Annotated in this window: 24 protein-coding genes and 1 pseudogene; 18 read left to right on the top strand and 7 right to left on the bottom strand. The window is 59.2% G+C overall.

Annotated features, from left to right (window positions below; genetic code table 11):
- Positions 1-108 precede the first annotated feature (108 nt).
- A complete protein-coding gene (gene rsmH / locus ACVWVQ_RS10690) occupies positions 109-1,068 on the bottom strand; it encodes a 16S rRNA (cytosine(1402)-N(4))-methyltransferase RsmH (protein WP_457473853.1) in 960 nt (319 codons plus the stop codon).
- Positions 1,069-1,254: 186 nt separating this feature from the next.
- Between rsmH and aroA the strand changes: the two genes are divergently transcribed.
- The 3 genes and pseudogenes from aroA to ACVWVQ_RS10675 all read left to right on the top strand — a co-directional run bounded on the left by aroA (position 1,255) and on the right by ACVWVQ_RS10675 (position 3,557).
- The gene (aroA, locus tag ACVWVQ_RS10685; RefSeq protein ID WP_457508399.1) at positions 1,255-2,589 is read left to right on the top strand and encodes a 3-phosphoshikimate 1-carboxyvinyltransferase; all 1,335 of its coding nucleotides are present in this window, start codon (positions 1,255-1,257) and stop codon (positions 2,587-2,589) included.
- 98 nt (positions 2,590-2,687) lie between these two features.
- Positions 2,688-3,084 (top strand): annotated as a pseudogene (locus tag ACVWVQ_RS10680) (IS630 transposase-related protein); the annotation flags it as partial.
- 122 nt (positions 3,085-3,206) lie between these two features.
- Complete coding sequence (locus ACVWVQ_RS10675) at positions 3,207-3,557, top strand: TIGR03792 family protein (protein ID WP_457508386.1); 351 nt, start codon at positions 3,207-3,209, stop codon at positions 3,555-3,557.
- Here the strand turns inward: ACVWVQ_RS10675 and ACVWVQ_RS10670 are convergent.
- Positions 3,554-4,330, bottom strand: coding sequence for a DUF502 domain-containing protein (locus ACVWVQ_RS10670; protein ID WP_457466603.1), 777 nt, complete (start codon positions 4,328-4,330; stop codon positions 3,554-3,556). The two genes, ACVWVQ_RS10675 and ACVWVQ_RS10670, sit on opposite strands and share 4 nt — an antisense overlap.
- A 294-nt stretch (positions 4,331-4,624) precedes the next feature.
- On the opposite strand from ACVWVQ_RS10670, the gene ACVWVQ_RS10665 reads away from it, so the two are divergent.
- The 3 genes from ACVWVQ_RS10665 to ACVWVQ_RS10655 all read left to right on the top strand — a co-directional run bounded on the left by ACVWVQ_RS10665 (position 4,625) and on the right by ACVWVQ_RS10655 (position 7,885).
- Positions 4,625-5,092: an SRPBCC family protein gene (locus tag ACVWVQ_RS10665; protein ID WP_457466604.1), complete on the top strand. Its 468-nt coding sequence runs from the start codon at positions 4,625-4,627 to the stop codon at positions 5,090-5,092.
- A gap of 77 nt (positions 5,093-5,169) precedes the next feature.
- Positions 5,170-5,673 carry a GNAT family N-acetyltransferase gene (locus ACVWVQ_RS10660; protein ID WP_457466605.1) on the top strand — a complete coding sequence of 168 codons (504 nt, stop codon included), beginning with the start codon at positions 5,170-5,172 and terminating at the stop codon, positions 5,671-5,673.
- Positions 5,674-5,779: 106 nt separating this feature from the next.
- Complete coding sequence (locus tag ACVWVQ_RS10655; protein ID WP_457508384.1) at positions 5,780-7,885, top strand: thioredoxin domain-containing protein; 2,106 nt, start codon at positions 5,780-5,782, stop codon at positions 7,883-7,885.
- A gap of 47 nt (positions 7,886-7,932) precedes the next feature.
- Here the strand turns inward: ACVWVQ_RS10655 and ACVWVQ_RS10650 are convergent, their stop codons facing one another.
- Positions 7,933-8,367, bottom strand: coding sequence for a Fur family transcriptional regulator (locus ACVWVQ_RS10650; protein ID WP_414331897.1), 435 nt, complete (start codon positions 8,365-8,367; stop codon positions 7,933-7,935).
- A gap of 219 nt (positions 8,368-8,586) precedes the next feature.
- Between ACVWVQ_RS10650 and ACVWVQ_RS10645 the strand changes: the two genes are divergently transcribed.
- Entirely contained in the window at positions 8,587-9,780 is a 1,194-nt protein-coding gene (locus tag ACVWVQ_RS10645) for a metallophosphoesterase family protein (protein WP_457508397.1), read from the top strand.
- Between the two features lie 133 nt (positions 9,781-9,913).
- Here ACVWVQ_RS10645 and ACVWVQ_RS10640 read toward each other — a convergent pair whose 3' ends face one another.
- The gene (locus tag ACVWVQ_RS10640; RefSeq protein WP_414357058.1) at positions 9,914-10,672 is read right to left on the bottom strand and encodes a sulfite exporter TauE/SafE family protein; all 759 of its coding nucleotides are present in this window, start codon (positions 10,670-10,672) and stop codon (positions 9,914-9,916) included.
- A gap of 130 nt (positions 10,673-10,802) precedes the next feature.
- Between ACVWVQ_RS10640 and ACVWVQ_RS10635 the strand changes: the two genes are divergently transcribed.
- The 6 genes from ACVWVQ_RS10635 (at position 10,803) to ACVWVQ_RS10610 (ending at position 14,662) form a co-directional block, all read left to right on the top strand.
- Positions 10,803-11,720 (top strand): LysR substrate-binding domain-containing protein, encoded by a 918-nt coding sequence (locus tag ACVWVQ_RS10635; protein WP_414357059.1) that lies wholly within the window; start codon positions 10,803-10,805, stop codon positions 11,718-11,720.
- 251 nt (positions 11,721-11,971) lie between these two features.
- Positions 11,972-12,316, top strand: coding sequence for an ArsR/SmtB family transcription factor (locus ACVWVQ_RS10630; protein WP_457508395.1), 345 nt, complete (start codon positions 11,972-11,974; stop codon positions 12,314-12,316).
- Between the two features lie 247 nt (positions 12,317-12,563).
- Positions 12,564-12,815 carry a hypothetical protein gene (locus ACVWVQ_RS10625; protein ID WP_414381985.1) on the top strand — a complete coding sequence of 84 codons (252 nt, stop codon included), beginning with the start codon at positions 12,564-12,566 and terminating at the stop codon, positions 12,813-12,815.
- Positions 12,816-12,904: 89 nt separating this feature from the next.
- Entirely contained in the window at positions 12,905-13,474 is a 570-nt protein-coding gene (locus ACVWVQ_RS10620) for a DUF3110 domain-containing protein (protein ID WP_414343197.1), read from the top strand.
- Positions 13,475-13,515: 41 nt separating this feature from the next.
- A complete protein-coding gene (locus tag ACVWVQ_RS10615) occupies positions 13,516-14,241 on the top strand; it encodes a hypothetical protein (protein WP_414417224.1) in 726 nt (241 codons plus the stop codon).
- A 31-nt stretch (positions 14,242-14,272) separates the two neighbouring features.
- On the top strand, positions 14,273-14,662 hold the full coding sequence (locus ACVWVQ_RS10610) for a hypothetical protein (protein WP_457508382.1): 390 nt from the start codon (positions 14,273-14,275) through the stop codon (positions 14,660-14,662).
- Between the two features lie 24 nt (positions 14,663-14,686).
- Here the strand turns inward: ACVWVQ_RS10610 and ACVWVQ_RS10605 are convergent, their stop codons facing one another.
- The 3 genes from ACVWVQ_RS10605 to larE form a co-directional block, all read right to left on the bottom strand.
- Positions 14,687-14,971: a DUF1830 domain-containing protein gene (locus ACVWVQ_RS10605; RefSeq protein WP_457402739.1), complete on the bottom strand. Its 285-nt coding sequence runs from the start codon at positions 14,969-14,971 to the stop codon at positions 14,687-14,689.
- A gap of 438 nt (positions 14,972-15,409) precedes the next feature.
- A complete protein-coding gene (locus ACVWVQ_RS10600; protein ID WP_457508380.1) occupies positions 15,410-17,242 on the bottom strand; it encodes a DUF3769 domain-containing protein in 1,833 nt (610 codons plus the stop codon).
- Between the two features lie 52 nt (positions 17,243-17,294).
- Positions 17,295-18,215, bottom strand: a complete 921-nt coding sequence (gene larE, locus ACVWVQ_RS10595; RefSeq protein ID WP_414417221.1) for an ATP-dependent sacrificial sulfur transferase LarE — start codon at positions 18,213-18,215, stop codon at positions 17,295-17,297.
- 492 nt (positions 18,216-18,707) lie between these two features.
- On the opposite strand from larE, the gene ebsA reads away from it, so the two are divergent.
- From ebsA to ACVWVQ_RS10570, 5 genes are all read left to right on the top strand, one after another.
- Positions 18,708-19,079 (top strand): type IV pilus biogenesis protein EbsA, encoded by a 372-nt coding sequence (gene ebsA, locus ACVWVQ_RS10590; protein ID WP_457508378.1) that lies wholly within the window; start codon positions 18,708-18,710, stop codon positions 19,077-19,079.
- Positions 19,069-20,763 carry a citramalate synthase gene (gene cimA / locus ACVWVQ_RS10585; protein WP_457508376.1) on the top strand — a complete coding sequence of 565 codons (1,695 nt, stop codon included), beginning with the start codon at positions 19,069-19,071 and terminating at the stop codon, positions 20,761-20,763. The genes ebsA and cimA overlap by 11 nt, the downstream gene beginning before the upstream one ends.
- A gap of 74 nt (positions 20,764-20,837) precedes the next feature.
- Positions 20,838-21,554 carry a dephospho-CoA kinase gene (gene coaE, locus ACVWVQ_RS10580; RefSeq protein WP_457508374.1) on the top strand — a complete coding sequence of 239 codons (717 nt, stop codon included), beginning with the start codon at positions 20,838-20,840 and terminating at the stop codon, positions 21,552-21,554.
- Between the two features lie 29 nt (positions 21,555-21,583).
- On the top strand, positions 21,584-22,108 hold the full coding sequence (locus ACVWVQ_RS10575) for a hypothetical protein (RefSeq protein WP_457508372.1): 525 nt from the start codon (positions 21,584-21,586) through the stop codon (positions 22,106-22,108).
- 122 nt (positions 22,109-22,230) lie between these two features.
- On the top strand, positions 22,231-24,564 hold the full coding sequence (locus ACVWVQ_RS10570) for a DNA polymerase III subunit gamma/tau (protein WP_457508391.1): 2,334 nt from the start codon (positions 22,231-22,233) through the stop codon (positions 24,562-24,564).
- The last annotated feature ends 25 nt before the right edge of the window (positions 24,565-24,589 follow it).

Below are 24,589 nucleotides of genomic sequence, written 5' to 3'. Positions count from 1 at the left end.
CGTCAGCGTCGCGTAGTGACAACGGAAACGGACAGAATGCTATCGCTTCACCGCTGAGCAGTAATGCTCAGCAGTGTTCAGCGTAAATGTATCAGAACCAACCTAAGCCTACATCTGACTGCTGCGGGCAGCCACTCGCAGTTTGGCAGAGCGGGCCCGTGGATTACGTTGCCGTTCCAGTTCGGAAGGGGACAAGGGCTTGGGGGTGAGCACCTGCCAACGGGGATCCCTGCGAAAGGCCCATTTCACCAGGCGATCTTCAAGGCTATGGAAGCTGATTACGGCCAACCTGCCGCCGGGTTTCAACCAAGTGGGGGCTTGGGCCAGCAAGGTTTCTAAAGCCTCCAGTTCTCGGTTCACGGCAATGCGCAACGCCTGAAAGACCCGAGTGGCCGGGTGGATGCGGCCTCGCCGAGCTGCCGGAGGTACTGCCTGCCAAACCACCTGGGCCAACTGAGTGGTTGTGGCGAGGGGACGAGCCTGCTCGATGTGATGGGCAATGCGGCGGGCAAATCGCTCTTCGCCGTAACGGGTGAAAATCTCGATCAACTCTTCGACCGGGCGATGATTAACCCAATCGGCAGCGGTTTCCTGAGCGGCACTGGGATCCATGCGCATGTCCAGCGGCCCCTCCCCGCGAAAGCTAAATCCCCGCTCAGGGCAGTCCAGTTGCGGCGAACTCACCCCCAAGTCGGCCACGATGCCATCGAAGGGGATCCCCTGCCCCTGCTCATCCCGAAAGCCGTGCTGCTGCAGATCGAAATCGGCAAAATTGAGGTGCCACAGTTGGATGCGGCTGCCGGGGATCCCTTCTGCTGCAAAACGCGCTTGCGCCGCCTGTAGAGCCGCCGGATCCCGATCCAACCCCACCACTCGGGCAGCTCCCCCCCGCAGCAGCGCCAAGCTGTGCCCACCCCCTCCCAACGTCACATCCAGAAAAGTGCCGCCCCCCTGGGGTTGCAGGTAGGCCATCACCTCCTCGGTCAAAACGGAATCGTGTTGATACACCTCGCCAAGCACGGTTTGCGGGGGTTCTATTTCTGCTGCTACAAAGTTCAGTATCTGCAAAAAAAAGGCCGAGGCCAGGCCCCGACCGAGGAATCCATGTTGTTAAGGTGATCCTCTGAGAAAAGAGGGGTGGCCGTCAAAAGACAGGCTGTCTTGGGATCCCCGGCAAAATCTCTGGGGCGCGAGTCCCGCTCTGAGTATGATGAGACTGCTCCCGCTTTTGCCAAGTCTGCCGTCAGGGTTGCTGTGTTGACTCACTCTTCTGCTACTGATATCTTGACCCTCTCGCCGGCCAAGGGCCTGCGCGGCCAAGTCAGCATCCCCGGCGACAAATCCATTTCCCACCGCGCCCTGATGCTGGGATCCCTGGCCGAAGGAGAAACCACCATCCAAGGGCTGTTGCTGGGAGAGGATCCCCGCAGTACGGCAGCCTGCTTTCGGGCGCTGGGGGCAGATATTTCGGAGCTTAACAGCGAGTGTGTTCGCATTCGGGGGGTTGGCCTGGGCCGGCTGCAAGAACCGGCGGACGTGTTGGATGCCGGCAACTCCGGCACCACCCTGCGACTGATGCTGGGGATCCTGGCGGGCCATGCCGGGCGCTTTTTTGCCGTCACCGGGGATCGATCCCTGCGCTCGCGGCCCATGGGACGGGTGGTAGAACCACTGCGGCAGATGGGGGCCAGCATTTGGGGACGGGCCGGTGGAACCTTGGCACCCTTGGCCGTGCAAGGGGGATCCCTGAAGGGCATTCACCATCGCTCCCCGGTGGCTTCGGCGCAGGTGAAATCCTGCCTCTTGCTGGCGGGCCTGCTGGCAGAAGGCACCACCCAAGTCACCGAGCCGGCTCTCTCTCGGGATCACTCGGAACGGATGTTGCGGGCCTTCGGAGCCGACATTCAGGTGGATCCGGAAACAAAAACCGTGGCCGTGGTGGGGGGATCCCGCCTGGTGGGCCAAAAAGTTCAGGTGCCGGGAGATATCAGCTCGGCAGCCTTTTGGCTGGTGGCCGCCTCCATTGTGCCCGAGAGCGAATTGCTGCTAAGGGATGTGGGCCTCAACCCCACCCGTACCGGTGCGCTGCAGGTGTTGCAGGAGATGGGGGCCGATATTCAAATTGAAAACTGCCGGGAAATGGCCGGCGAGCCCCTGGGAGATCTGCGGGTGCGTTCGGCCCGCTTGCGCGGCTGCACCATCGCCGGCGATCTCATCCCCACCCTGATCGACGAGATCCCGGTTTTGGCGGTGGCGGCGGCCTTTGCCGAGGGGATCACCGTGATTCGCGATGCCGCAGAGCTGCGGGTCAAAGAAAGCGACCGTCTGGCTGCCATAGCCCAAGAGCTGAGCCGCATGGGAGCCCAGGTCACTGAATATCCTGATGGCCTGGAAATCAAAGGAGGGATCCCCCTTCATGGAGCTGAGGTCGATAGCCACGAGGATCACCGCATCGCCATGAGTCTGATGGTGGCAGCCCTGGGAGCGCAGGGATCCACCCTCCTCAGAGGAGCCGACTGTGCCCGCATCTCCTACCCCGACTTCATTCCCACCCTGCAACGATTGACAGCTTCTTCCCTCGAGTCTTGAGAGGATCTTGTGGGGAGCGAAGATCTATGGTCAATTCAGTTGATGATGAGACGGTATTAAAGTAAGATGGCATGAAGGCAGACTCAGGAGAAAGCTCCATGGGCTACAGCTTAGACCTGAGAGAAAGAGTCGTAGGGTATGTCCAGGAAGGGGGCAGCCCCACCACAGCCGCACAGATTTACAAAGTCAGTCGCGCAACGGTTTATCGCTGGCTGAATCGAGAGGATCTTAGGCCGACAAAAGTCAAGACCCGGAAACGCAAGATAGACTTGGCCGCCCTGCAGCAAGATGTGGACCAGTACCCAGAAGCTCGACTGAAGGAGAGAGCCCAGAGGTTCGGCGTCCAACCCAGTGCTATTTACTATGCTCTCAGGAAGCTGCAAATAACACGAAAAAAAAGAGTTAGGGTATCGAGAGCGGGATCGAGAAGAGAGAATTCAGCACTCCAGGGTCTTGAGGGGATGGGTTCAGAAGTACGGGAGTGAGAGCCTGGTTCCGTTGGTGAAGGGATAAGACCTACGGCCCGCTTTCGCGAACAGAGCTGTTGCACTGGCCAGTGTCTTGTTGCTATTTGAATTGACCACATCCCCATCTCTAACTTTGTCGCCCTTGTTCTTGTGTCAACCCATCCCAGCCCGCCCGGCCCTATCGCCATCGAACATCTCTGCTTCCGGGTTCCTCCCGGTGGGCAAGCAGCCTTTCTTCAGCAAGACGAGCGGGTTTGGGGATCCGCCCTGCGCCGGCATCCGGGTTTTCTGGGCAAAGAAGTTTGGCTGGATCAGCAGGATCCTGAACTTGTCCACCTCATCCTCCGCTGGGCCAGCCGCGCTGATTGGAAAGCCTTTTCCCCCGAGCAAGTGGAGGCATTGGATCGGCAAATGCGGCCTTTTTATGTGCGCTTGGAACAGGCCAAAGAGTACCAGCTCTGGCAGCCCGGCCCTTCTGCAGGGACAGGAAAGCAGGATTAAGGGATCCCTTCGCTCTCAAAACCTACCTCGGAGCGCACCGAGTCGGCCCTGGAGGATCCTGCCACCCGCTCCTGCTCCACCAGCTCCCGCAAACTGGGCATGGTCACGGCCAAAGCTCCTTCTCGCCGCTGCAGCCCCGCTTCAAAACTCTCAGGGGTGACAATGCCGCCGGAAATGAGCATCTTAAAAGCATCTTCCACCGGCATGAACACTTCCACCACCTGGTCTTCCGGCACAATGGCGTACCAGCCCGTCGTTGGATTGGGGGTGGTGGGCACAAACAGGCCAAGGGAGCGCTGCGGCCCATCGGGCCGAATGGGAGTTTGAATGGTGCCCGTCACAAAGGCCAGCGCCCAAGCTCCTGGTCGGGGATATTCCACCAGCACCACCCGCCGAAAGCGCTGATTGTTGGGGGCAAACAAAACACTGACCAATTGCTTCAAGGTCTTGTACACCAGACCCGCCACCGGAATCGCATGGAGCAACTGTTCGCTGAGATTGAGCAGCCACTGGCCGACAATGTTGCGGGCCATGAAGCCAATCAACAGGATGAGCACAATCGGCGTCAACAGGCCCACCGCCAGATCAATGAGGTTGATCAAGATCGGGTGCAAACCCTGGATGGGATTGAACTGCTTCGGAATGCTGGTCAGAAAGCCAATGCTCCAGGTGGCCACCTCCACCGTCAGCCAAATGGTAGTTGCCAGAGGGATCACCACCAGCAACCCCGCCACGAAGTAGTTCTTCAGATGCTGTTTCCATTGAGAAACCATGGTGAGGTCGTCCCGTCGAGTCAACCGAGTGGATGCATCGAACCCTTGCAAGTGAAGCTTGCAGATGGCAATCATGATACCTGCCTTCTGCGTTGCCCTCATGGGGGGCAGCCGCAACTTGCCGGCAAAAGAAATCGGGCTGCCAAAAAGCGCAGAGCCCCAAACTTTCACGAGGCCGATAATGCTATCTTAGGTCGATATAAAATTTTGTAAAGGCAGGGATCCCGTTCCGAGGCGTTGTGGTCAAGCCCTTGGATGGTTCGCGTTTCTGCCGGGTGTTGCGTGGGAGGCCCTATGTCAGAGTCGGATTGGCTAGAGCATACCTGTCAGGTGGAGGTACCTGTTCCCATCGAGCAGGTATGGGATTTGTGGGCCAACCTCACCCTCATGCCCCGCTGGATGAAGTGGATCCGCTCGGTGGAATTGCTGGATCAGGAGCTGTCCCGGTGGACACTGGATACCCGCGGCCTCACCTTCAGTTGGATCTCCCGCACCCACACGGTGGTGAAACACCAACACATCGGCTGGAGTTCGGTGGAGGGGCTGCCCAATCGGGGCGCGCTGCGCTTTTACGACCGCAAAGGCAGTACCATTGTGAAGCTGTCGGTGGCCTACAAGCTCCCGGGGATCCTCGGCAAAATCTTGGATGGCCTGTTTGTGGGCAAAGTGGTGGAGAGCACCATCCAGGCAGATCTGGAGCGCTTCAAAGCCTATGCCCTAGAGCAGGCGGGGCCAACCGCCGACAATGCCTCGGCCAGCTAGTCTCCGTTCGTCAGGCCTAAGTGTTTTGCTGAACTCCCCCTTCCTTGCCAACCCTCACTGCTGCAAAGGTCTTCTTCATGCCCGATCCCTCTCCTGAGCCTGTCATTGCCCTCTCTCGTCAGCCGGTGGACAACCGCAACATTCGCTTCTCTCTGGAGCGGGGCGAGCTGGATCTGGATCAACTTCTCCTGCTGTTGAACCGCAATGCCTTTTGGGCGCAGAATCGCCGGCGGCAGGAGATGGAGCGGGCCGTTGCTCACAGCCATCCGGTGGTCAGCGCCTGGGATGGGGAGCGCCTGATTGGCTTTGGCCGCGCCACTTCCGATGGGGTTTACCGGGCCGTCCTCTGGGATATCGTGGTTGATCACGATTACCGACGTCAGGGCATTGGCCGCAAGTTGGTGGAAACCCTGATCAGCCATCCCCACCTGCAGTCGGTGGAGCGCATCTACCTGTTCACAACCCATCAGCGCGGCTTTTACGAGCGGATCGGCTTTGTGGAAAACCCCAGCACCACCTTGGTCTTGCACGGGCGCCCTCTGGAGTTTTTAGTCCCGGCTGCCGAGCAGAAGCAGGCTTGACCGACAGGGATCCTGGGTGAGTGTATCTTGAACAACAGTGGGTTGGCTCTGCCTTGGGAGGAGGACGCGCTAGCCTGAAAAGCAAAAAGGGTGAGAGGGTGTACTCATGGCCAATCGCCTCGCCACAAGTTCCAGCCTTTATTTGCGCAAGCACGCCGAGAACCCGGTGGACTGGTGGCCTTGGATCCCAGAAGCTCTGGAGAAAGCCCGGGCCGAGGATAGGCCGATTTTCCTATCCATCGGCTATTCCAGTTGCCACTGGTGTACGGTCATGGAGGGCGAGGCCTTCTCCAACCCTGAAATTGCCGCCTTTTTGAATGCCCATTTTTTGCCCATCAAGGTGGATCGCGAGGAGCGGCCCGATCTCGACAGCATCTACATGCAGGCGTTGCAGCTTATGAGCGGGCAGGGGGGGTGGCCCCTCAATGTTTTCCTCACGCCCGATGACCTGGTGCCCTTTTACGCCGGCACCTATTTTCCTGTAGAGCCCCGCTTTGGCCGCCCGGGGTTTCTGGCCTTGCTGCAGCGCATCCTGCAGTTTTACCGGCAGGAAAAGGAAAAAATAGAGGAGATGAAAGGCCAGATTTTGACGGCTCTGACCACCCTCAGCGACTTAGTGCCGGAAGACCACATTCCCGCCGACCTGCTGCGCTCTGGGATCCCTAAGATCCAGCCTTTGCTCGCCAATGCCGGGGCGGTGCAGCAATTTCCCATGATGCCCTACGCTCAGTTGGTATTGCGTTCGGCCCGCTTCGACCCACCAGAAGGGATCCCCGGCTCGCAGAGCGCTCTGGAACGGGCCAAAGAGCGAGGCATGGCCTTGGTGCTGGGAGGGATCTTCGACCATGTGGCCGGAGGATTTCACCGCTACACCGTGGATCCCACCTGGACGGTGCCCCACTTTGAAAAGATGCTCTACGACAACGGGCAGATCCTAGAGTTTCTCTCCGATCTGTGGGCGCACGGTATCCAAGATCCGGCCATCGAGCGGGCGGTGCGGCTGACGGTGGAGTGGGTGGCGCGAGAGATGACCGCCCCTGCCGGGTATTTCTACGCCGCTCAAGATGCCGACAGCTTTGCCCGGGCAGAAGATCGAGAGCCAGAGGAGGGAGAGTTCTACGTCTGGCGCTGGCAGGAGCTGCAGGAGCTCTTGGGGGAAGAAACCTTCCGCGCCTTGCAGCAGGCGTTTGACCTATCGCCGGGGGGCAATTTCCCCGATCGGCCCGGCTGCATCGTCTTGCAGCGCCAACAGGGAGGAGCGTTGCCGCCAGAAGTTGAAGCCGCCTTGACCACCCATCTGTTTCAGGCACGCTATGGCTCTGCGGATCGACGAGTTCCCTTCCCTCCGGCAGTGGATGCCCAATCGGCCCGTCTGCAATCCTGGCCAGGGCGAATCCCACCTGTCACCGACACCAAGATGATCGTCTCTTGGAACGCCTTGATGATCTCCGGCCTGGCGCGGGCCTATCAAGTGTTCGGCAACGCAGACTATCTGCAATTCGCTCTGCGGGCAGCCCAATTCATCCTCAGCCAGCAGCGCCACCCTGAGACCGGATCCCTGTTGCGCCTGAACTACGATGGCACAGCTCAGGTGCCCGCCAAATCGGAAGATTACGCCCTGCTGATCAAGGCCCTGTTGGACTTGCAGCAAGCCTGCCTGCCCCTGGTGGGGGATCCCACCCCTCAAGACTGGTTGCAGGCTGCCCTCCAGCTCCAGCAGGAGATGGATGCGCAACTGTGGGATCCGGCCAGGGGGGGATACTTTGTCAGCGATGCCCAGAGTGCCCCTGAGCTGTTGGTGCGAGAGAAGGAGTTCCAGGACAACGCTACCCCTGCAGCCAATGGGGTGGCCATTGCCAACCTGGTGCGCCTTGCCGCCCTCACTGGAGATCTGGACTACCTGGAGCGGGCAGAGCAGGCCTTGAAAACCTTTGCCCACATCATGAGCACCCAGCCGCGCACCTGCCCCAGCCTTTTTGCCGGACTGGATTGGTATAGCAATTGGGTGAAAGTCACCCTGGAGGCCGATTCCATTCCCGCCTTTCAGCAACGATCTTGGCCCACCACCGTCTTTGCTCTCCCCACCGAAGCCGAACCTCTGCCGGAAGGAGCTCTAGGGCTGGTGTGCTGGGGCAACAAATGCCTGGCCCCTGCCAGTTCTCTCGAGCAAATCCAGTCGCAAATCACCAAAGGCCAAAACCGGGCTTACTGACCTTTGCCCAATTTTTTCCCAGGACAGCAGGGATCCCTTTGCCAAGGTTACTGCTGGGGCTCCGCAGGCTTTTCCACCCCAAAAAACTCAATGCGGTAACTTTGGATGCGGGTGCCCGTTTGTTGCTCCACTTGGGCCAGCAGTTCAGGCGGCAGCTCCACGTCCACATCCAAGATGCGGTTGCTATCCAGACAGTTCACGTGGCTGTGGGGATGGGTGCGGTTGCCGTAGCGGCGCCCATCGGCACGATCCAAGCACTCGACAATGTTGTGGCTGGCCAAAGCTTCCAGGTTTTGATAAACGGACGTGTGGCCAATCGGTTTGCCCTGCTGATTTAGGCGATCGTAAATCTCGCGGGCGGAGAGGTGCTCGCCACACTGCCACAGCAGCTCCAGGATATAACGGCGCTGTCGGCTCAAACGCAGATTGCACTCCCGGCACCGTTCCAAAGCAGCTTCCAAAGAATCCAAGGGGCGAGGCATGGAAAACCTCAAGTCATACCGAGTCTGAGATAGGTAGTTGCTCGTCTCTACCAAGGTAGCATTTGTGCGTCAACAGTTGTTCAAAAAACACCCCGAACTCTACAAGAGCTGCCGCGCATAGCCATCTTCGAGCCGAGTCCAGGCCGTGCGCAGATGGAAGAGCCCAACATCAGCCTTTTGATTTTCTACAATACCGCTGGAGTGTTGGGGGCAAAGATCATGCAGCGGCGCAAGGTAATTCTGGGTTTGTTGGGGTTGGCCAGCAGCAGTGGATTGGCAGGAGCCTATTGGGCCAGTCGGCAGCAGCCCTCTCATCTAGCCCCAGGGATGGGATCCCCTAGAGCCGCTCTCCCCTCTCCTACCCCCCAGCCCACCCCCACCGTCGTCCCCCATCCAGATGCCCCCCAGGGCCTCTACATCCCCCCCCGCCGAGATCTGCGCCTCTTGGTCATCAGTGACATGAACGGCATCTACGGCTCGGTGGAATACGACCCAGAGGTGGATCGGGGCATCGGCCTCATCCCCTATCTTCAGCCGGATATTGTTTTGGGAGGAGGAGATATGGTGGCCGGTCAGGATCCCCGCCTGTCGGAGGAGCGCATTCGCGCCATGTGGGCAGCCTTCGACCGGCATGTGGCTGGCCCAATCCGTGCGGCCAAACTTCCCTACGGCTTTACCTTGGGCAATCACGATGCTTCCTGTGCCCGCACCACGCGGGGCGGCTTTCTCTTTCAAAAAGAACGGGATCTGGCCCGCGAGTTTTGGAACGATCCGGCCCACGACCCAGGTTTGAACTTTGTGGATCGGGGGGACTTTCCCTTCTACTACACCTTTGAAAAAGACGATGTGTTTTACCTAGTCTGGGATGCCACCTGCAATTACATCCCACCGGAACAAATGGCCTGGGCGGAAGCGGCTCTGGCCAGCGAACGGGCTCAGAAGGCCAAGTTGCGCATTGTCATCGGCCATCTGCCCCTCTACGCCATCACTGTCGGGCGCGACGATCCGGGAGAAGTGCTGCTGGAGGCGGATGCCAAACGGGCTCTGCTGGAGAAGTACCGCGTCCACACCTACATCAGCGGCCACGACCACGGCTACTACCCTGGCCACAAAGGGCAACTGCAACTGCTTCACTGCGGCATTCTCGGCTCTGGCCCTCGTCCCCTCTTGGGCAGCCCTCTGCCCCCCCGCAAGACCCTCACCCTTATCGACGTGGATTTCGAGAGCCCAGATGTTACCTATTACACTACCTATCACATGCGGGATCTGAGCGTGATCGACCAAGCAGAGCTGCCCCGCTTCATCACCGGGCACAATGGCTTGGTGCTGCGCCGCGACGTCAATTGGGACAACCTCACCCCTGAAGAAATCGCCACCTGCCAAGCTCGTATTGGATCCCTGTGTCGGGATTAGCGTTTCCATCTCGTTCAAGAACGTTCCATTTCAGCAAAAGATTGATAGGCCGTTTGCAGATGCTCTCGCGAGGGTTCTACTTCTGCCGTCACCACGGCTGCTGGATGAGGGGATCGACCGCGATCCGCGTGGTTTATACCGACGACTGCGAGATCTCCCGGATACCGAAGTAGAGAGCCATTGCTACCAGAAACCCCCCGTACAAACGGGTCAACAGGGGCGTGGAAAGTCGCAACGCCAACCTGCCACCCAGCACCGTACAGGGGAACACTCCCAGCGCCAGCCAGAAGGTGATATCCCAGGCGATATGCCCCAGGCTGCTGTGCACCAGAATGGCCGGAACAGCCAACAGCGCCACCGAAGCCAGAGAACTGGCCAGAGCGCCCCGCAGATCCAGCCCCACCACCAGTTGATAAAAGGGTACCAACACCAGTCCACCGCCATTGGCCAACAACCCATTGAAGAAGCCCAACAGGACAGAACCCACCGGGATCCGCTCCAGGTGCAATTCCTTTTCCCCCTCGCCGGGAAGAAAACCTCGTAAACCGTTTAGGCCGTAGAGCCCGATCCCCAAAATAAACATTGCCGTCAGCAGCATTAGCGCCATGCCCGGCAGGAACTTCGTCGTCCATGCTCCAAGAGCCACCGCCGGGATCCCCCAAAACACTGTGTGGCCCACCACTCGCCAGTGGATCATCCCCCGTTTTTGAAAGGTGACCACCCCTCCCAAAGCGCTGAACAAGGTGAGGGGCAGGGGACTGGCCAAAGCCAAGGCAGCAGGCATGCCCAACAAGCGCAGCAATGGCGTGCCCAACGAACTACCACCCAACCCAAACAGCCCCGCGCAAAAGCCAATGCCACACCCTACCAAAAGCGTCACCCACCAACTCATCTGGATCTCCACGACAAAGCTCTGCTCTGACAGTAAAAGAGACAAATCATAAAATCAAATGTTTTTAGCTCTAAAAAAAATAGACTCTAGTTATGCTTCAGTCGTGGCCTTTCGGATCCCTGATGAGAAGATGACCTTAGAGCAATTGCGTATTTTTTTGGCGGTGGCCGAGCACCTGCATTTCACTCGAGCTGCCGCTGCCCTCCACATCACCCAGCCGGCTGTCAGCGCTGCCATTCAGGCGCTAGAGCGGAGCTACGGGATCCCCTTGTTTCACCGAATTGGCCGTCGGGTAGAGTTGACAGAAGCCGGACGTTGGCTGAAAGGACAGGCCCAAGAGATTCTCCGGCGAGTGGAACAGACAGAACAGGGCCTGAAAGAGCTGAACAACTTGCAGATGGGAGATCTCCACCTCGGCTCCAGCCTCACCATCGGCAACTACTGGCTACCCTACCGCCTCAGCCTCTACAAGCAGCGCTACCCAGGCATTCAAATCCATTGCACCTTGGCCAACACCGAAGCTATTGCTGAAGGCTTATTGCGGGGTGATTTCGACTTAGGCTTGGTGGAGGGTGCCATCCGACCGGAGGATCTGCCTCACCTGGAGCAGCACATCCTTGACTGGGATCGACTTTGCATCATCGTCGGCAGGGAACATCCTTGGTACCCCAGATCAGAAATAAGGATCCCGGAGCTGGTAGAAACCGACTGGATCATGAGAGAAGCCGGATCCGGCACCCAGCAGCATTTTGAAGCAGCCTTGGCCCGTTGGGGGATTTCGATCGAGCAGTTATCGGTGATCTTGCGGCTGCAAAGTGGCGAAATGATCAAAGCCCTAGTCAGCCAGGGATCCGCAGCCGGCGCCATCTCGGAATTGATGATCCGCAACGAAGTCCGCTTGGGAGATTTGAAGGCAGTGCCCCTAGCTGATGGATCGGATGCTCTGCAGCGTCCCTTCCTGCTGCTTAAGCACCGCCAACGCCACACTTCGCGCGCAGCCCAGGCTTTTCAACAGATGATTCAAAGCAGCTTTTTCCAGCAACACTAACTATAGCCGCTGCAGCCGTGTCTCTTGCATAACGGATGCCGGTGATTGATTCCAGCGAAACTGTAGAGAGCTTGTGAAGGCAGCAACAAGAAACGTTAAAGAGAACACAAAGTTGGCAACGGAATGTTGGCAGTGTTATCTTCAAGCGCGGTTGACCTACCGTCGCTGAGCCGGTTGACTGTTGCGCCTTTTCCCTGCCGTCCAACTGATCGACAACTGGAGCGCAAAACTCCTGCTACCCTGGTTGAATGATGGTTTCGTTGCTGGTCGAGGTAGAAGGGGATTGGATGGATGAGCAGGTGCGGGAGGGATTCCACGCCCTCTCCGACCCGATTCGCCTGCGTGTGCTGCAACTGCTGCAGGGGCGTGAGTTGTGTGTTTGTGATCTCTGCGAGGAGCTGAAGGTGAGCCAATCCAAGCTCTCGTTTCACCTAAAAACCCTGCGGGATGCGAAATTGGTCAATGCTCGCCAGCAGGGGCGCTGGATTTACTACAGCCTCAACCCACCCGGTTTTCAGCTCCTGCAGCATTTTTTGGATAGATTGGGGCAAGCTGGCCCTGTCAAGGCCGCAGTTCCCTGTGTGGAAGACCTCTAAGGCGCGCAGGGATCCCAAAATGTCCCTAGAAAAACTGTCGGATCCCGCCCTTGTACATTCCGAAGACGGGCTTGCTGCAACACAAGAAATTACAGATGTGAATAGTGTTCCCTGCTGGCAACCCCAGGGATCCCGGCGGGTCAACTCGGAGAAAATGAGGATCCCATCTCCTAAAATCCATCAAAGTTCCCTGACACCAGCTCCCCTGTTGCTTAGTTAGGATTGATACAAGAGAGGTGGGAACAACATGATACGTGAACAGCGAGAAGAGTTGGAACGCATCCACCGAGCACACCTGTGGAATCGCCTCAAGGAGCGGGTGAAACGCGCCCAGTTGAATCCATCTCTGCTGGCTTTGCTGGCACGAGAGGCTTTTGAGTTGGGCTTCCCCCTTCCCTCTTTATCTGACCAACCCCAGGTCAATTCCCCTGCTGAGCAGCCCCAAGATGGAAGTAATCATCGCCGCACAAGGCCTCCGGCCCGCTGGCGCGAACGGTGAGTCCACCCTCTCTTCTGGCCGAGAAAGCGGGCAGCCACGATCATAGGAGAATTTCTCTCCAGAGACTCTCAAAGCAGCTAGTCTAGGCAATGATTTTGAATAAATCAGAGCCCATGATGAACACCGCCGAAGCCCTTCAGATTCTCAACCTTCCGCCGGACGCAACCGAGCGGCAGATCCGGGGGCGACTGTTTCAGGAATACCAAACCCTCAGTACTGCCCTCGCAGAACTGGAGGACGAGCGACAAAGACCCTTGCTAGAGGCGCAACTGGCGCGGCTGAATGAGGCGCGGGATGTATTGCTCAGCGGGGGATCCCAGGCTGAGAAGGGTTTGTCTTGGGTCAGCCCAGAGGACTTGCCCCCCCAGGTGATTGTGCTGCTTTACCAAGCCAATGGGCAGGAGGGAATCTGCACGCGCCAGGTTGGGGGTCAAGATATTGTCATTGCTTTCGAGAGCTCGTTTGCGGCAAGAAAATATGCGCAGCGGTTGGCTCAACAGGGACTGCCCAAGCCCGTGGCAGAACGCTTTGACACGCAGGAGATCGTCGATTTTTGCCGCAGCGGAGGGTATGGGTTGATGGTGGTTCCGGCCAGCGAAACGCTGGAGCCCCTACAAGAAAGCACGGAAGCTGCCCGTGATTGGCAGGGCAGGTCTTGATGCCGTTTGGCCTCGATCCACTTGCGTTAAGGGTGCCCTCGATGATTAGTGTGGAACCGATCTCTGTGGACGAGTTTCGCCAGCTCATGGCCGCCGATCTGGACGCTTGCTGCGAGGCCTTTGATTTGCGGGCGGAGTACCTGCGTCTGCAGCAACAGCGGCTACGCTCCTGGGGCATGCTGGCCTTTGGTTTGATAGCAATAGCCTTGGTCATCTTCTTGGGGATGCGGGATCCCGGCTCTTGGGTGTCCTATACCGCGGCTGCCGGGATCCTACTGCTGCTCCTGTTGGGGATCCTGAGAGTCAGCCTGCGCTTGGGAAAAAGCCTGCATCGCATCCGGCAGCGTTGGCAGGAAGCCCATCTGCTCAACAGCACCCCCGAGGTGATGAAGTTTGCCACCGATTTGGCCCGCAAAGTAAAAGACTACAACCACTGGGTCAACGAGCTCCAACAATCCCTGCAGGGGGGGCAGCATTGGCGGGATTTTCGGCAACTCAGTGAGGCTGAGCAAAAGTACATCCAGTCGCTGTTTTTGCAGGTGCGGGCCCAACTGGTGATGGCCCTACAGGTGTGCCGAGCTTTGATCGAGGATCCACAAGCCTCTGTGGCTCAGTATCTCAACCAAATGGTTGCCCGGGATCAGCAACTGCTGGAGCAGTTTACCGCCAAAAACCTGACCGCCAACCGCTACGTGACCTTGGCTCGCCAGCTATCTGTGCTGGAGGAAGATTTGCAAGCCCAGCTCAGAGCCTTGGGATCCCGATGATACCCTGTTAGAGGTGTCCAGCAGCGTATTCATGGGCAGTAGAGGCACTCGAAAATTGTACGGCCTGTTGCTTGCCGGCGGGCTGGGCTTGCTGGGATGCGGGGATCCGAATGTACCCCTGACCCAACCGCCCCCCGATGCTTTTCGGGTTAGCACCCCACGGCCACCGCGCCTGGATCTCTATCCCACCCCACCACCCACGCCAACTCCTACGCCGACACCACCCCCCAGCTTGCTGGAGATCACGGCCCGTTGGTTGGGGATCCCTTGGCCGCCCCAAGAGACCAGCCTGGTGAGATTGAGCGCCCGTTTCCTGGAGATCCCCCTACCTCCCAAGCCCCGCCGCTCCGCCAGCCCCTCGCCTCAGCCTTCCCCCAGCCCAGAGAGTGAGGAGAGAAGGCAACAAGGCCGGGAAACCTAGTCCGCACCCATGGCCTCTGGAGATCTAGGCGCCCGCAGTCACCGGCTCCGTTTCTCGAACGCGCAGCTTTTCACAGGGGATGGTGTCTGCCAGAATGGAGCTGGCCATCATGCCCGTGTGAATCTCTAGCTTGGCTCCAGGCACCGCTTCAAAGAGCAGCCGCTGGCCTGGAAAGACCACCCGCTCAAAGTACCAGTTTTCGATATTCGTGATGCGAACCACCTGAATAGAGCTGGTCGCATTGATGTAGCTACAGGTTATTCGCTCTGCTCGTTTTTTATCGGGGATTGCATCGAGTGTTTGCATAATTCAGATTACCAGCCCACGTTGCTCAGCCTATCATCTACCCTAACACCGTCTGGGGATCACTGCGGTAGTCTGCGATACGGCGATCCCAACTGGCAGAAATCAATCCTGGAAAAACATAGTCATTCATAGTCACTCCAAACTAGATTGAAACACTTCCCAAGCGTTCCGCGCCGCTTACAGAGGGAGTCATCCTTCACCCCCAGCCCCTCTCCTTTGGGAAAGGAGAGTTAGGAAGCAATGCCACGGAAAGGTCTCATTCCTGTTTAAAATGACTGTAACTTCTGTATCTTACCTTACCGTTTCGATGTCCAGAAGGGTTCTGCAATTCAAGGCAGATTTGAGGTAGGATTTCTCCCCAAGTTGGGGTAATTTCTCATAGAAAATCTCCACAGAGTAGTAGTCAGGATTACATTTTTCCGTTCCCTTGGAGTTTGGGGATCAGGGCTCTTGGATCCTCGATCCCGTCATCGGCTGCGGCGAGGATTGGCCGGGATCCCAGTTCAGGCCCTCCACCCGCAGCTCCAGAGCCCCCGACTGGCGCACCGGATTGTATTGCAGGCTGAAGCCATAGGTGCGGCGGTCGTAGCCCAGGCGATAGACGACATCCACCTGCTGGCCCGACTGCAAATCTACCGTTGTCTCTGCCCCTACCCGCAGCGGGCCGTACAGTTGTTGCAAAAAGCCCAAGACGAGCTGTTCCCGCGTGGTGATGCGGTCGAACAAAAACGGCGAGGCTCCGGCCAAAAAACCGTTGGAGTAGGTCACCCTCAGGTTGGTGTAGTCGAAGGTATCGGCCACAAAAGCCCCAATCACCGCATCAATGCCAATACTGCCGGCAGTATAGCTCTGGGCTCGGCCATTGGAGTAAAAAGACTGGCTGCTGCTCACACCGGTGCTGAGCCAGATCCCTTGCTCGATGGGCAGAGCGGAAAAGCGGGGTGGGGGATCCGCCGCCGTCTTGGGAGGGCTCCAGAGGGGAAAGGAGCGATTCAAGGTTGCCCCCAGTTGCAGGCGGGAGAGCTGAATGCGGTCGGTGGTGTTGGCTAAGGCCAACTCCGGATCCGTGTCGATTTCATCCGGCTGCCCCAAGGCATCGATGTAGTCGGCGGCTATGCGGTAGCTGAGATCCAAGCCGGTATTGCCCAGGCGGAGGGTGGGTGAGCGGTAGCTGGCACCGAGGCGGTTTTCCACAATTTGAAACCCCAGGCGACCGCTGAAGAAGCGTTCCCGATAGGCGTAGGTGTAGGCGACTTCTCCGCCATCGCCGGTGGTGATGCGGTGTTCGACCTGGGCTCGCAAGCGCTGAGCAAACTCCTGGAAGACGATCCCCCGCAGCTCGGCAAACAGCGAGGTTTGAGCGTTGGCTTCCGGTTGCCGCCAACGAAAATCGGCCCGCAGCCCGATCCCATCCAAAAGGCCCTGCTCACTGCCCCAAAGGCGCTGCGGATACAGTTGCGGGGAGAGCACCAAGCTCACATTGGGATCCCGCAGCAGCTCGAAGTTGGGTTGCAGGATCAGGCCCCGTCGCAATTCTTCTCGGTCGAAATCGTCGTAGAAGATGCTGACCGGAGGCTGACGGTTCAACGAGTCGAAGCGCAGCCGAATGGGCAGGGGCAGAAACAAGACCTGGTCGAAAACCAATTGCCCCGCCTCGGCAATCAGCAGGCTGGAACCATCTGCCTGAAGAGTGGAGGTCACCCGTGGGCTACGAATCTCCAACTCCGGCGGATCCAGCGGGTCGTTGGTCAGCCGCACCTGTTCTCCTTCCCAGGTGTTGGCATCGAAGCGAATGCGAACGGCACGAAAGCGCACCAACCGCTCTGGCGCCAAAGCGGCTGCCGGGGATCCACCGGCCTGCAACTGGCCAATATCCACCTGCCCGAAGGCCTCTTCCAAAAACCCCCGCTCCTGCTCAAAGTCGTATTCTAGGCGGGATCCCTGAATGCGCTGCCGATCCAGTTGAATAGAAACATTGCCCTCGGCCACAGCCCGCCGCTGTCGCAGTTCAATGCGCAGGCGATCCGCCCGCAACACAGAGCGGCCCAGCCGCATCTCCACATTGCCTTCTGCTTGGAAGACTTCCGCCCGTTGATCGAAGGTTTGCCGGTCAGAACGCAGCCGTAACGTTCGGTCGGCAACGGCGCTGAGGTCAGTCGTATCCATGGGCTGAGCGCCCCCCTTCTTCTGGGACTCCACCTGAGCCGCAGTAGGGCCGGCAACTGCCAACCCCAGCACCCCCAAGCAGAGCCAGAGCAACCGCAACCCTCTCATAATCATCCGGCGCGAAACTTCAACACAGATCCCCTACGGCTTCCCCAGCCCGCTAGCTTGTGGCCAACTGGGAAAGGTTGAGGACTCGGTTGAGCTTGCCGCTGCGGTAGCCCTCCAAATCGAGACTGACATAGAGATAGCCGAAGGATTGCAGGGCCTTGACCAGCGCTTCCAGATTGGTTTTCTGCACAAACTCCACGATCTGATCCGGAGGAAGTTCGATGCGGGCGGTGTCCTTCTCCGAGCGCACCCTGACCTGCCGCCAACCCAAGCTGCGCAAGTAGCGCTCCGCCGCTCCCACCCGACGCAGCTTCTCAGGGGTGATTGCCTCCCCGTAGGGAAAGCGAGAGCTGAGGCAGGGTTGGGCCGGTTTATCCCACCAAGACAGCCCCAGGTGGCGAGACAATTGCCGCACCTCCAGCTTGCTCATCCCCACCTCCGCCAAAGGGGAACGCACGCCGCGCTCCCGAGCTGCCTGTGTCCCCGGTCGGTAATCGGCAAGATCGTCGGCATTGAGGCCATCCACCACATGGTTATATCCCTGGGCTTGGGCCAACAGGCGCAAGGTATCGTGCAAGTGGCTTTTGCAGAAGTAACACCGGTTAACAGGGTTGGCAGCGTAGCTCGGATCCTCCAGCTCGTGGGTTTCGACGATCTGATGGCGGATCCCGATTTGCCGAGCCTGCTGAATTGCCTCCTCCAAATCTTCCGGCAGCAGCGAAGGAGAAGCAGCGGTGACAGCCAGGGCCCGCTCCCCCAGCTGATCGCAGGCCAACTTGGCCACCAGGCTGCTATCAACCCCCCCAGAGTAGGCCACCAAGACCTGCTCCATCTCGGCGAAGATCTGGACAAGCTGCTGGAACTTGTGCTGCAGGACGGGATCCCACTCCAGCAGGGGGTTGGCCGCTATTCCTCCCTCTCCGGGGGGGAGAGGGTCGAGACGAGAGGCGGTTGGGCCTTGGGCTGTGCTCATGCGGTTGGGCCTTGGGCTGTGCTCATGAAGACAGAAGATGCCAAGCGTTTGGAGAACCAAGCAAGGGCACCGTCTCGCCACCGCCGGCAGGAGAAGAGCCGGTTGCGAGCAGGGGCAGGGATCCCTCCTTTTCTATTCTTTCCCAGAGATCCCCGACTTTCCAACGCTTCCCTCCAGCTTGGGATGCGGGATCCCTCAAGGAAAAGTAGACAATTGGGCAATCTATCCGTAGTCCGCTGACCTGCTGTCGCGATGGTGCTATGCCTCCGGCACCCTACCGGGAACCGCACCGCTTCGCGATACGCTGAATGAAATGGGTTGCAGTGGCCCCTTATAATTTTTTCTGGGTTCTCTGCCGCAATTGACCTCACAGCTTTTTCCGGCGACACTTGCTACAGCCAATGCAGAGATATCTACTTGGTTATAGGGATCCCACCCATTTTGTAGAACTTCATGAAATCAGAAAAAGCGGTACCCCTCTCCTAGCGCACCATGGCTTTGCAACTTGAACCCGCTAGCCCGCCAGAAGTGGCCGTTTATCAGCCCTATTACGCCGTTGCCCGCCGACAGTACCTAGCCCTCGCGGTGGGCCTCTACAAAAAAGCCAGCCTGGAAGGGCAGAGGGCCATCGAGGGGGAAGAGCCTGTCCGCTTCTTGGCCAGTTGGCACATGTCCCCGTTGCCCTCGGATCTGACGGTGGTTCAGGTGATCTTTGCTCAGGATGCAGATCTCACCTATCAGCTCTCCATTGCCAACTACGAGTTTGTGGATCATCTGATCGATGTGGTCGCTTTGGTGCAGCGCGGACAACAGCCGGATTTCTCCACCGCCTTTTACAAGAAACTGATGCGATATGAAGATTGATCTGGGTTGCTCAGCCACCATCACTCTCTACGACACCACACTGCGGGATGGGGCCCAGCGAGAGGGTCTATCGCTGTCGGTGCAAGACAAGTTACAGATTGCCAAGCTGCTGGATCGGCTGGGGATCCCGTTTATTGAAGGGGGCTGGCCAGGAGCCAATCCCAAGGATGTGCAGTTTTTCTGGCAGATGCGGGAAGAGCCCCTAGAGCAAGCCGAGCTGGTGGCTTTTTGTTCTACCCGCAAGCCGGGGCGGCGGGCGGCAGACGATCCCATGCTGCAGGCCATTTTGGCGGCGGGCACCCGCTACGTGACGGTGTTCGGCAAGTCTTGGGATCTGCATGTTACCGAAGGTCTGGGCACCACGCTGGCCGAAAACCTGGCTATGATCCGGGATACCATTGCCTACTTGGGATCCCAGGGGCGGCGGGTCATCTACGATGCCGAGCACTGGTTCGATGCCTATCGCCACAACCCCGACTATGCCCTGCAAACCCTGGTGGCGGCTGCCGAGGCAGGGGCAGAGTGGCTGGTTCTCTGCGATACCAATGGCGGATCCCTGCCCCACGAGATTGCGGCGATCACGGCAGCCGTCTTGGCAGAATCCCATCACCTGCGGCATTTGCCCCTAGGGATCCACACCCACAACGACTCCGGCACTGCTGTGGCCAATGCCCTGGCGGCGGTGCAGGCAGGGGCGCGCATGGTGCAGGGCACCATCAACGGCTATGGGGAACGCTGCGGCAATGCCGACCTGTGCAGCGTCATTCCCAACTTGCAACTGAAGCTGGGCTATCGCTGTCTGCCGCAAGAGAAGCTGCAACACCTGACGGAGATCTCCCGCTCCATCAGCGAGGTGGTCAATTTGGCCCCGGATGACCATGCTCCGTTTGTGGGCCTATCGGCCTTTGCCCACAAGGGCGGGATCCACGTCAGCGCCGTTCAGAAAAACCCCCTCACCTACGAGCACATCGCCCCGGAGCAAGTGGGCAACTGTCGCCGCATTGTGGTCTCGGAACAGGCGGGGCTGAGCAACATCCTCCACAAAATGGCCGGATTCGGGATCCGGCTGGAGAAGTCGGATCCGCAGGTGCGCTTGATTTTGGAGCGGCTGAAAACCCTGGAGCTGCAGGGCTACCAGTTTGAGGCTGCTGAGGCCAGCTTTGAGCTGTTGGTGCGGGGCTTGCTGGGACAACGCTCCCATCCTTTTGAGGTGCTCAGCTTCAACGTGACGACCACCACACGCTCCGATTGGAACAGCAAAGACCGGGATCCCAGTGGCGAGGCAACGGATGTGCAATCGTTGGCAGCGGTGAAAATCGCGGTGCAGGGGCAGACTCGGGTGACGGCGGCGGAAGGCAATGGGCCGGTGGCCGCTCTGGATGGGGCGTTGCGCAAGGCGCTGCTGGAGTTCTATCCCCAACTGGAGGCGATTCACCTGTCTGATTACAAGGTGCGCATTTTGGATGGGCGAGCCGGCACCTCGGCCAAAACGCGCGTGCTGGTGGAGTTTAGCGACGGTCACCGCCGTTGGACAACGGTGGGGGTTTCCACCAACATCATCGAGGCCTCCTGTCGGGCTTTGGTGGAGGGCTTTGAGTATAGCCTGCTGCCGCCCAGCTCTCCTTTGCCGGCTGCGGCAGAGCACCGTTCTTCTCCGCTGGCTGCAAAAACGGCCTCCCCTTGAAGAAAAACCTTCAACTGGCTTTACCCTGGCAGCGCCCCTCTACCCCAGCAAGCTAAACCGTAACCACGACAGCTATGCGAATCATCGGCCTGACAGGCGGGGTGGGCACGGGCAAATCCACGGTCGCCCGCATCCTGGAGCAGCACGGGATCCCGGTGGCCGATGCCGATCAAATGGCCCGCCAGGCTTTGGCATTGGGATCCCCCATTCGCGAGCGGGTACTGGAACGCTATGGGAAGGCCATCCAAACACCCTCCGGGGATCTGGATCGCCGGCAGTTGGGCCAGATCGTGTTTGCAGATGCCGCTGAGCGGGCTTGGCTGGAGGCCCAAATCCACCCTTTCGTTAGAGCTCAACTGCAAGATTTTCTGTCCGCGTTGGCGGAGCAGAGCTCTAAAGTCCATGGGGTGCCGCTTGAGGAAGAGCCTGCCTCCCAAAAGCGTAGCGGGGTAGGATTTTCTTCTGGGCAGGGATCTCAAACCGTTTGTCTGATGATCCCGTTGCTGTTTGAAGCCCACATGGAAAATTGGGCCAGCGAGATTTGGGTGGTGACTTGCACCCCAGAGCAGCAGCGGCAACGCCTTGCCCGCCGGGATCTTCTTACACCGGCAGAAATCGAAGCTCGCATCGCCAGCCAGTGGCCTTTGGCGGAAAAAGTGCGCCGTGCCGATGTGGTGCTGGACAACTCCGGATCCCTGGCCGAGCTGGAAGCCCAGGTGAAGCAAGCTTTGGCGTCGGCGGGCCAGAGGCCATTTGCCTCACCCCCGCGGGCCGGATACAGTGACGGGTAGGGTCTGGTGGGACGGATCCCTTGGTATCCATGTACGGATGGGTTGAGGGAGAAACGATGCAGGAAGCAGGCTGCGTTGGCGAGACGGAGTTTGCCCAAGCTCTGGCCGCGCGGGAGCGGGAAATCCAGCTTTTGCGAGAGCGCAATCGCATCTTGCAGGGCCAGATAGACCTTCTGGAGCTGCGCCAAGAAAAGCAACACCGACAAATTCGCAGCTATGAGGCGGAGATTGAGCAGCTTTACCAAGAGAAGCAGTTGCTGGAGCAGATGATTCAAGAGTTGCCAGAGCTCTACCGGCGCAAGCTGCAAGCCCGCCTGCAGCCCATCCGCCAGCGCATCGCCGCCATCCAGGCCGAGAATCGCCAGCTTAGGAAGGAGGTGTATCAGCTCAGCTACCGCGTGCAGCACATGGATCAGCTTGACTCGCCCGGCTGGAGAGTGCAACTGCCCCAGCTTCCCTCTCTGCGTCGCCGGGATCCCAAGTCCCCTGGCCCGCCGCCGGTCACGTTAGCAGAGGGGAGCACAAAAGCTCTGCCCGCCCAGCCCCACTCTTGATGGGCAAAGAGGGATCCCGCCATCGAGAAGCCAGAATAGGAGAGCCCCGGTGGGATCGCGTCAGCAGAGCAGAGCTCTTGCGCGGTTCCGGTTGGGGCGCTGCTTGCTTGGAGATCCCGGAAATGGCCACCGCTGGCAACTATGAACCCCTGCATTTAAAATACCGCCCGCAGCGCTTTGCCGATGTGGTCGGCCAAGGAGCGGTGGTGCAAACGCTGGCCAATGCCATCCGGCTGGGGCGGGTGGCGCCTGCCTATTTGTTCTGCGGGCCGCGGGGCACGGGAAAAACCTCCAGCGCCCGCATCTTGGCCAAGTCTTTGAATTGTGAACAGGGGCCGACGCCGGATCCCTGCCAGGCGTGCAGCCAATGCCGCGCCATCACTGCGGGAGCCTCCCTGGATGTTCTCGAGATTGACGCGGCCAGCAACACCGGCGTAGACAACATCCGCGAGCTGATCGAGCGGGCCCAGTTTGCCCCGGTGAACAGCCGCTACAAAGTCTATGTCATCGACGAGTGCCACATGCTCAGCAATGCGGCCTTCAACGCCTTGCTGAAAACTCTTGAAGAGCCGCCCCCCCGCGTGGTATTTGTCCTGGCCACCACTGACCCGCAGCGGGTTTTGCCCACCATTGTTTCCCGCTGTCAGCGGTTTGACTTCCGCCGCATCCCCCTCGACGACATGGTGGCCCACCTGGGCAAGATCGCCGCCCAAGAAGGGATCCCTATCACGCCGGAGGCGCTGCAACTGGTGGCCCAACTTTCCCAAGGGGGCCTGAGGGACGCCGAACGCCTGCTGGACCAGCTCAGCCTCTTGGAAGGATCCATCACCCCGGAGGCGGTTTGGGACTTGGTGGGCGGGATCCCGGAACAGCAGCTTTTGGCTCTGATGGATGCGCTGCTGGCTCAGGATGTGCAGGCGGTGCTCAGCCAAACTCGGCAATTGTTGGAGCGGGGCAAAGAGCCCTTAGCCCTGTTGCAGAACTTGGTGGCCCTTTACCGGGATCTGCTGCTGGTCAAGACAGCCCCCCAGCAACGGGAGTTGGTCGCTGTAACGGACTCCACCTGGGCAGCCCTGCAGCAACGGGCCCCTCGCTACTCGGTGGAGATACTGCTGGCAGCCCAGAGCCATCTGCGCCAGTGTGAGCCGCAAATTCGTCAAAGCGGACAGCCCCAACTGTGGTTGGAAATTGCCCTAGTGGATCTGCTGGGCCAGCTGCGCCCAAGCATGGTGGCTGAGGATTCAGCGGAACGGAGTCCTTTCCCAGCCCTTGACCTATCTCCTGCACCCCAGAGAACTCCCCCAGACGGGACAGCCCCTCCGGCCCCTGCTGCGACCATCAGCCCATCAAGCCCATCAACTGTTGGTGAGATAGATGAATTAACTGTTGGGCCTTCAGCCTCCCCTGCTGTTGCGTCGAGCCAGAAGGCAGATCGCGCTACTCGGACGGAGTCCTCGGAGCAGCCCAGAGAACCGGCAAGGGACGCCGCCACAGTCAAGCTGCTGCGCCCCCACTGGGACGAGTTCCTCAAGCGCCTCTCTCCCCTCACCAAGGCTCTGATGGGATCCGGCCACCTGCACCAAGAGACTCCTGAGGCAATTACCCTCGCCTTTCCCAGCAAGGGTTTGGTGGAAAAAGTGCGCAGCAAAGAAGCCGAACTGCGGTCGGTGCTCCACAACCTGCTCCAGCGTCCTGTGCAGCTCAACTTGATTGTGCAGCGGGGGCCGGATGTTTCCATTCGCGTCAGTGGGACGGAGTCCTCGGCATTGCCCAGCCGAGAAAAAGACCTGCCCCCCGTCCCCCCAGATCCTGTCACCACGCCGGGGTTGCAGAGCGATAGCACCAACAGTCGTGCTTCCTCAAGGGAGCCCAGAGCAGAACCGCAGAGCCACGACCTTGCCCGACGACAGCAACATTCCCCTTCTGACTCCAGCCCACCTTCGCCAGAGCCTGAGCGGGACAATCCTATGGGTGGCCCCAAGGTGGCCGGCTTGGCAACCCAAGGACTCTCTCCCGCCGGTGCGAACAAAGTGCTCCGCACCGCTGTCGCGACCGATTCTCCAAGTCGTGCAGAGCGCCGCGACACCCTGCACGGTGGGCAGTCCTTCGAGCTAACCCAGGAGCTGGCGGAGATTGCCCGCCGTTTTGCCGACCACTTCAACGGCAGCTTGGTGGATTTGGAAGGGGTGTTGGGGTCTGACGTGACGGGATCCACGGAAGAGCTCTCCTCAATAGAGGCTATAGAAGCCGAGGGATCCCCTGACCTGCTCTCCGGTGAGACCTACGGCTCGCCAACAGGAGCAGAGCCGTCCGCGTCAGCGGGGCGGAGTCCTCATCCCGTAGACTTTCCCAATGCAGTAAGGAATCCGTCCTACCGGCGTGAGCAGTCTTCTCAGCTTGCCGTTCGCCTCAGCGGGACGGAGTCCTTGGAGGAGGAGCATGACTCTAGTCAATAATAAGCTCAACTATACTGAAAATAAT

The sequence above is a fragment of the Thermostichus sp. MS-CIW-36 genome (assembly GCF_054059035.1).
The sequence above is the reverse complement of the archived record's forward strand: the minus strand, read 5'-3'. Positions and strand labels throughout refer to the sequence as shown.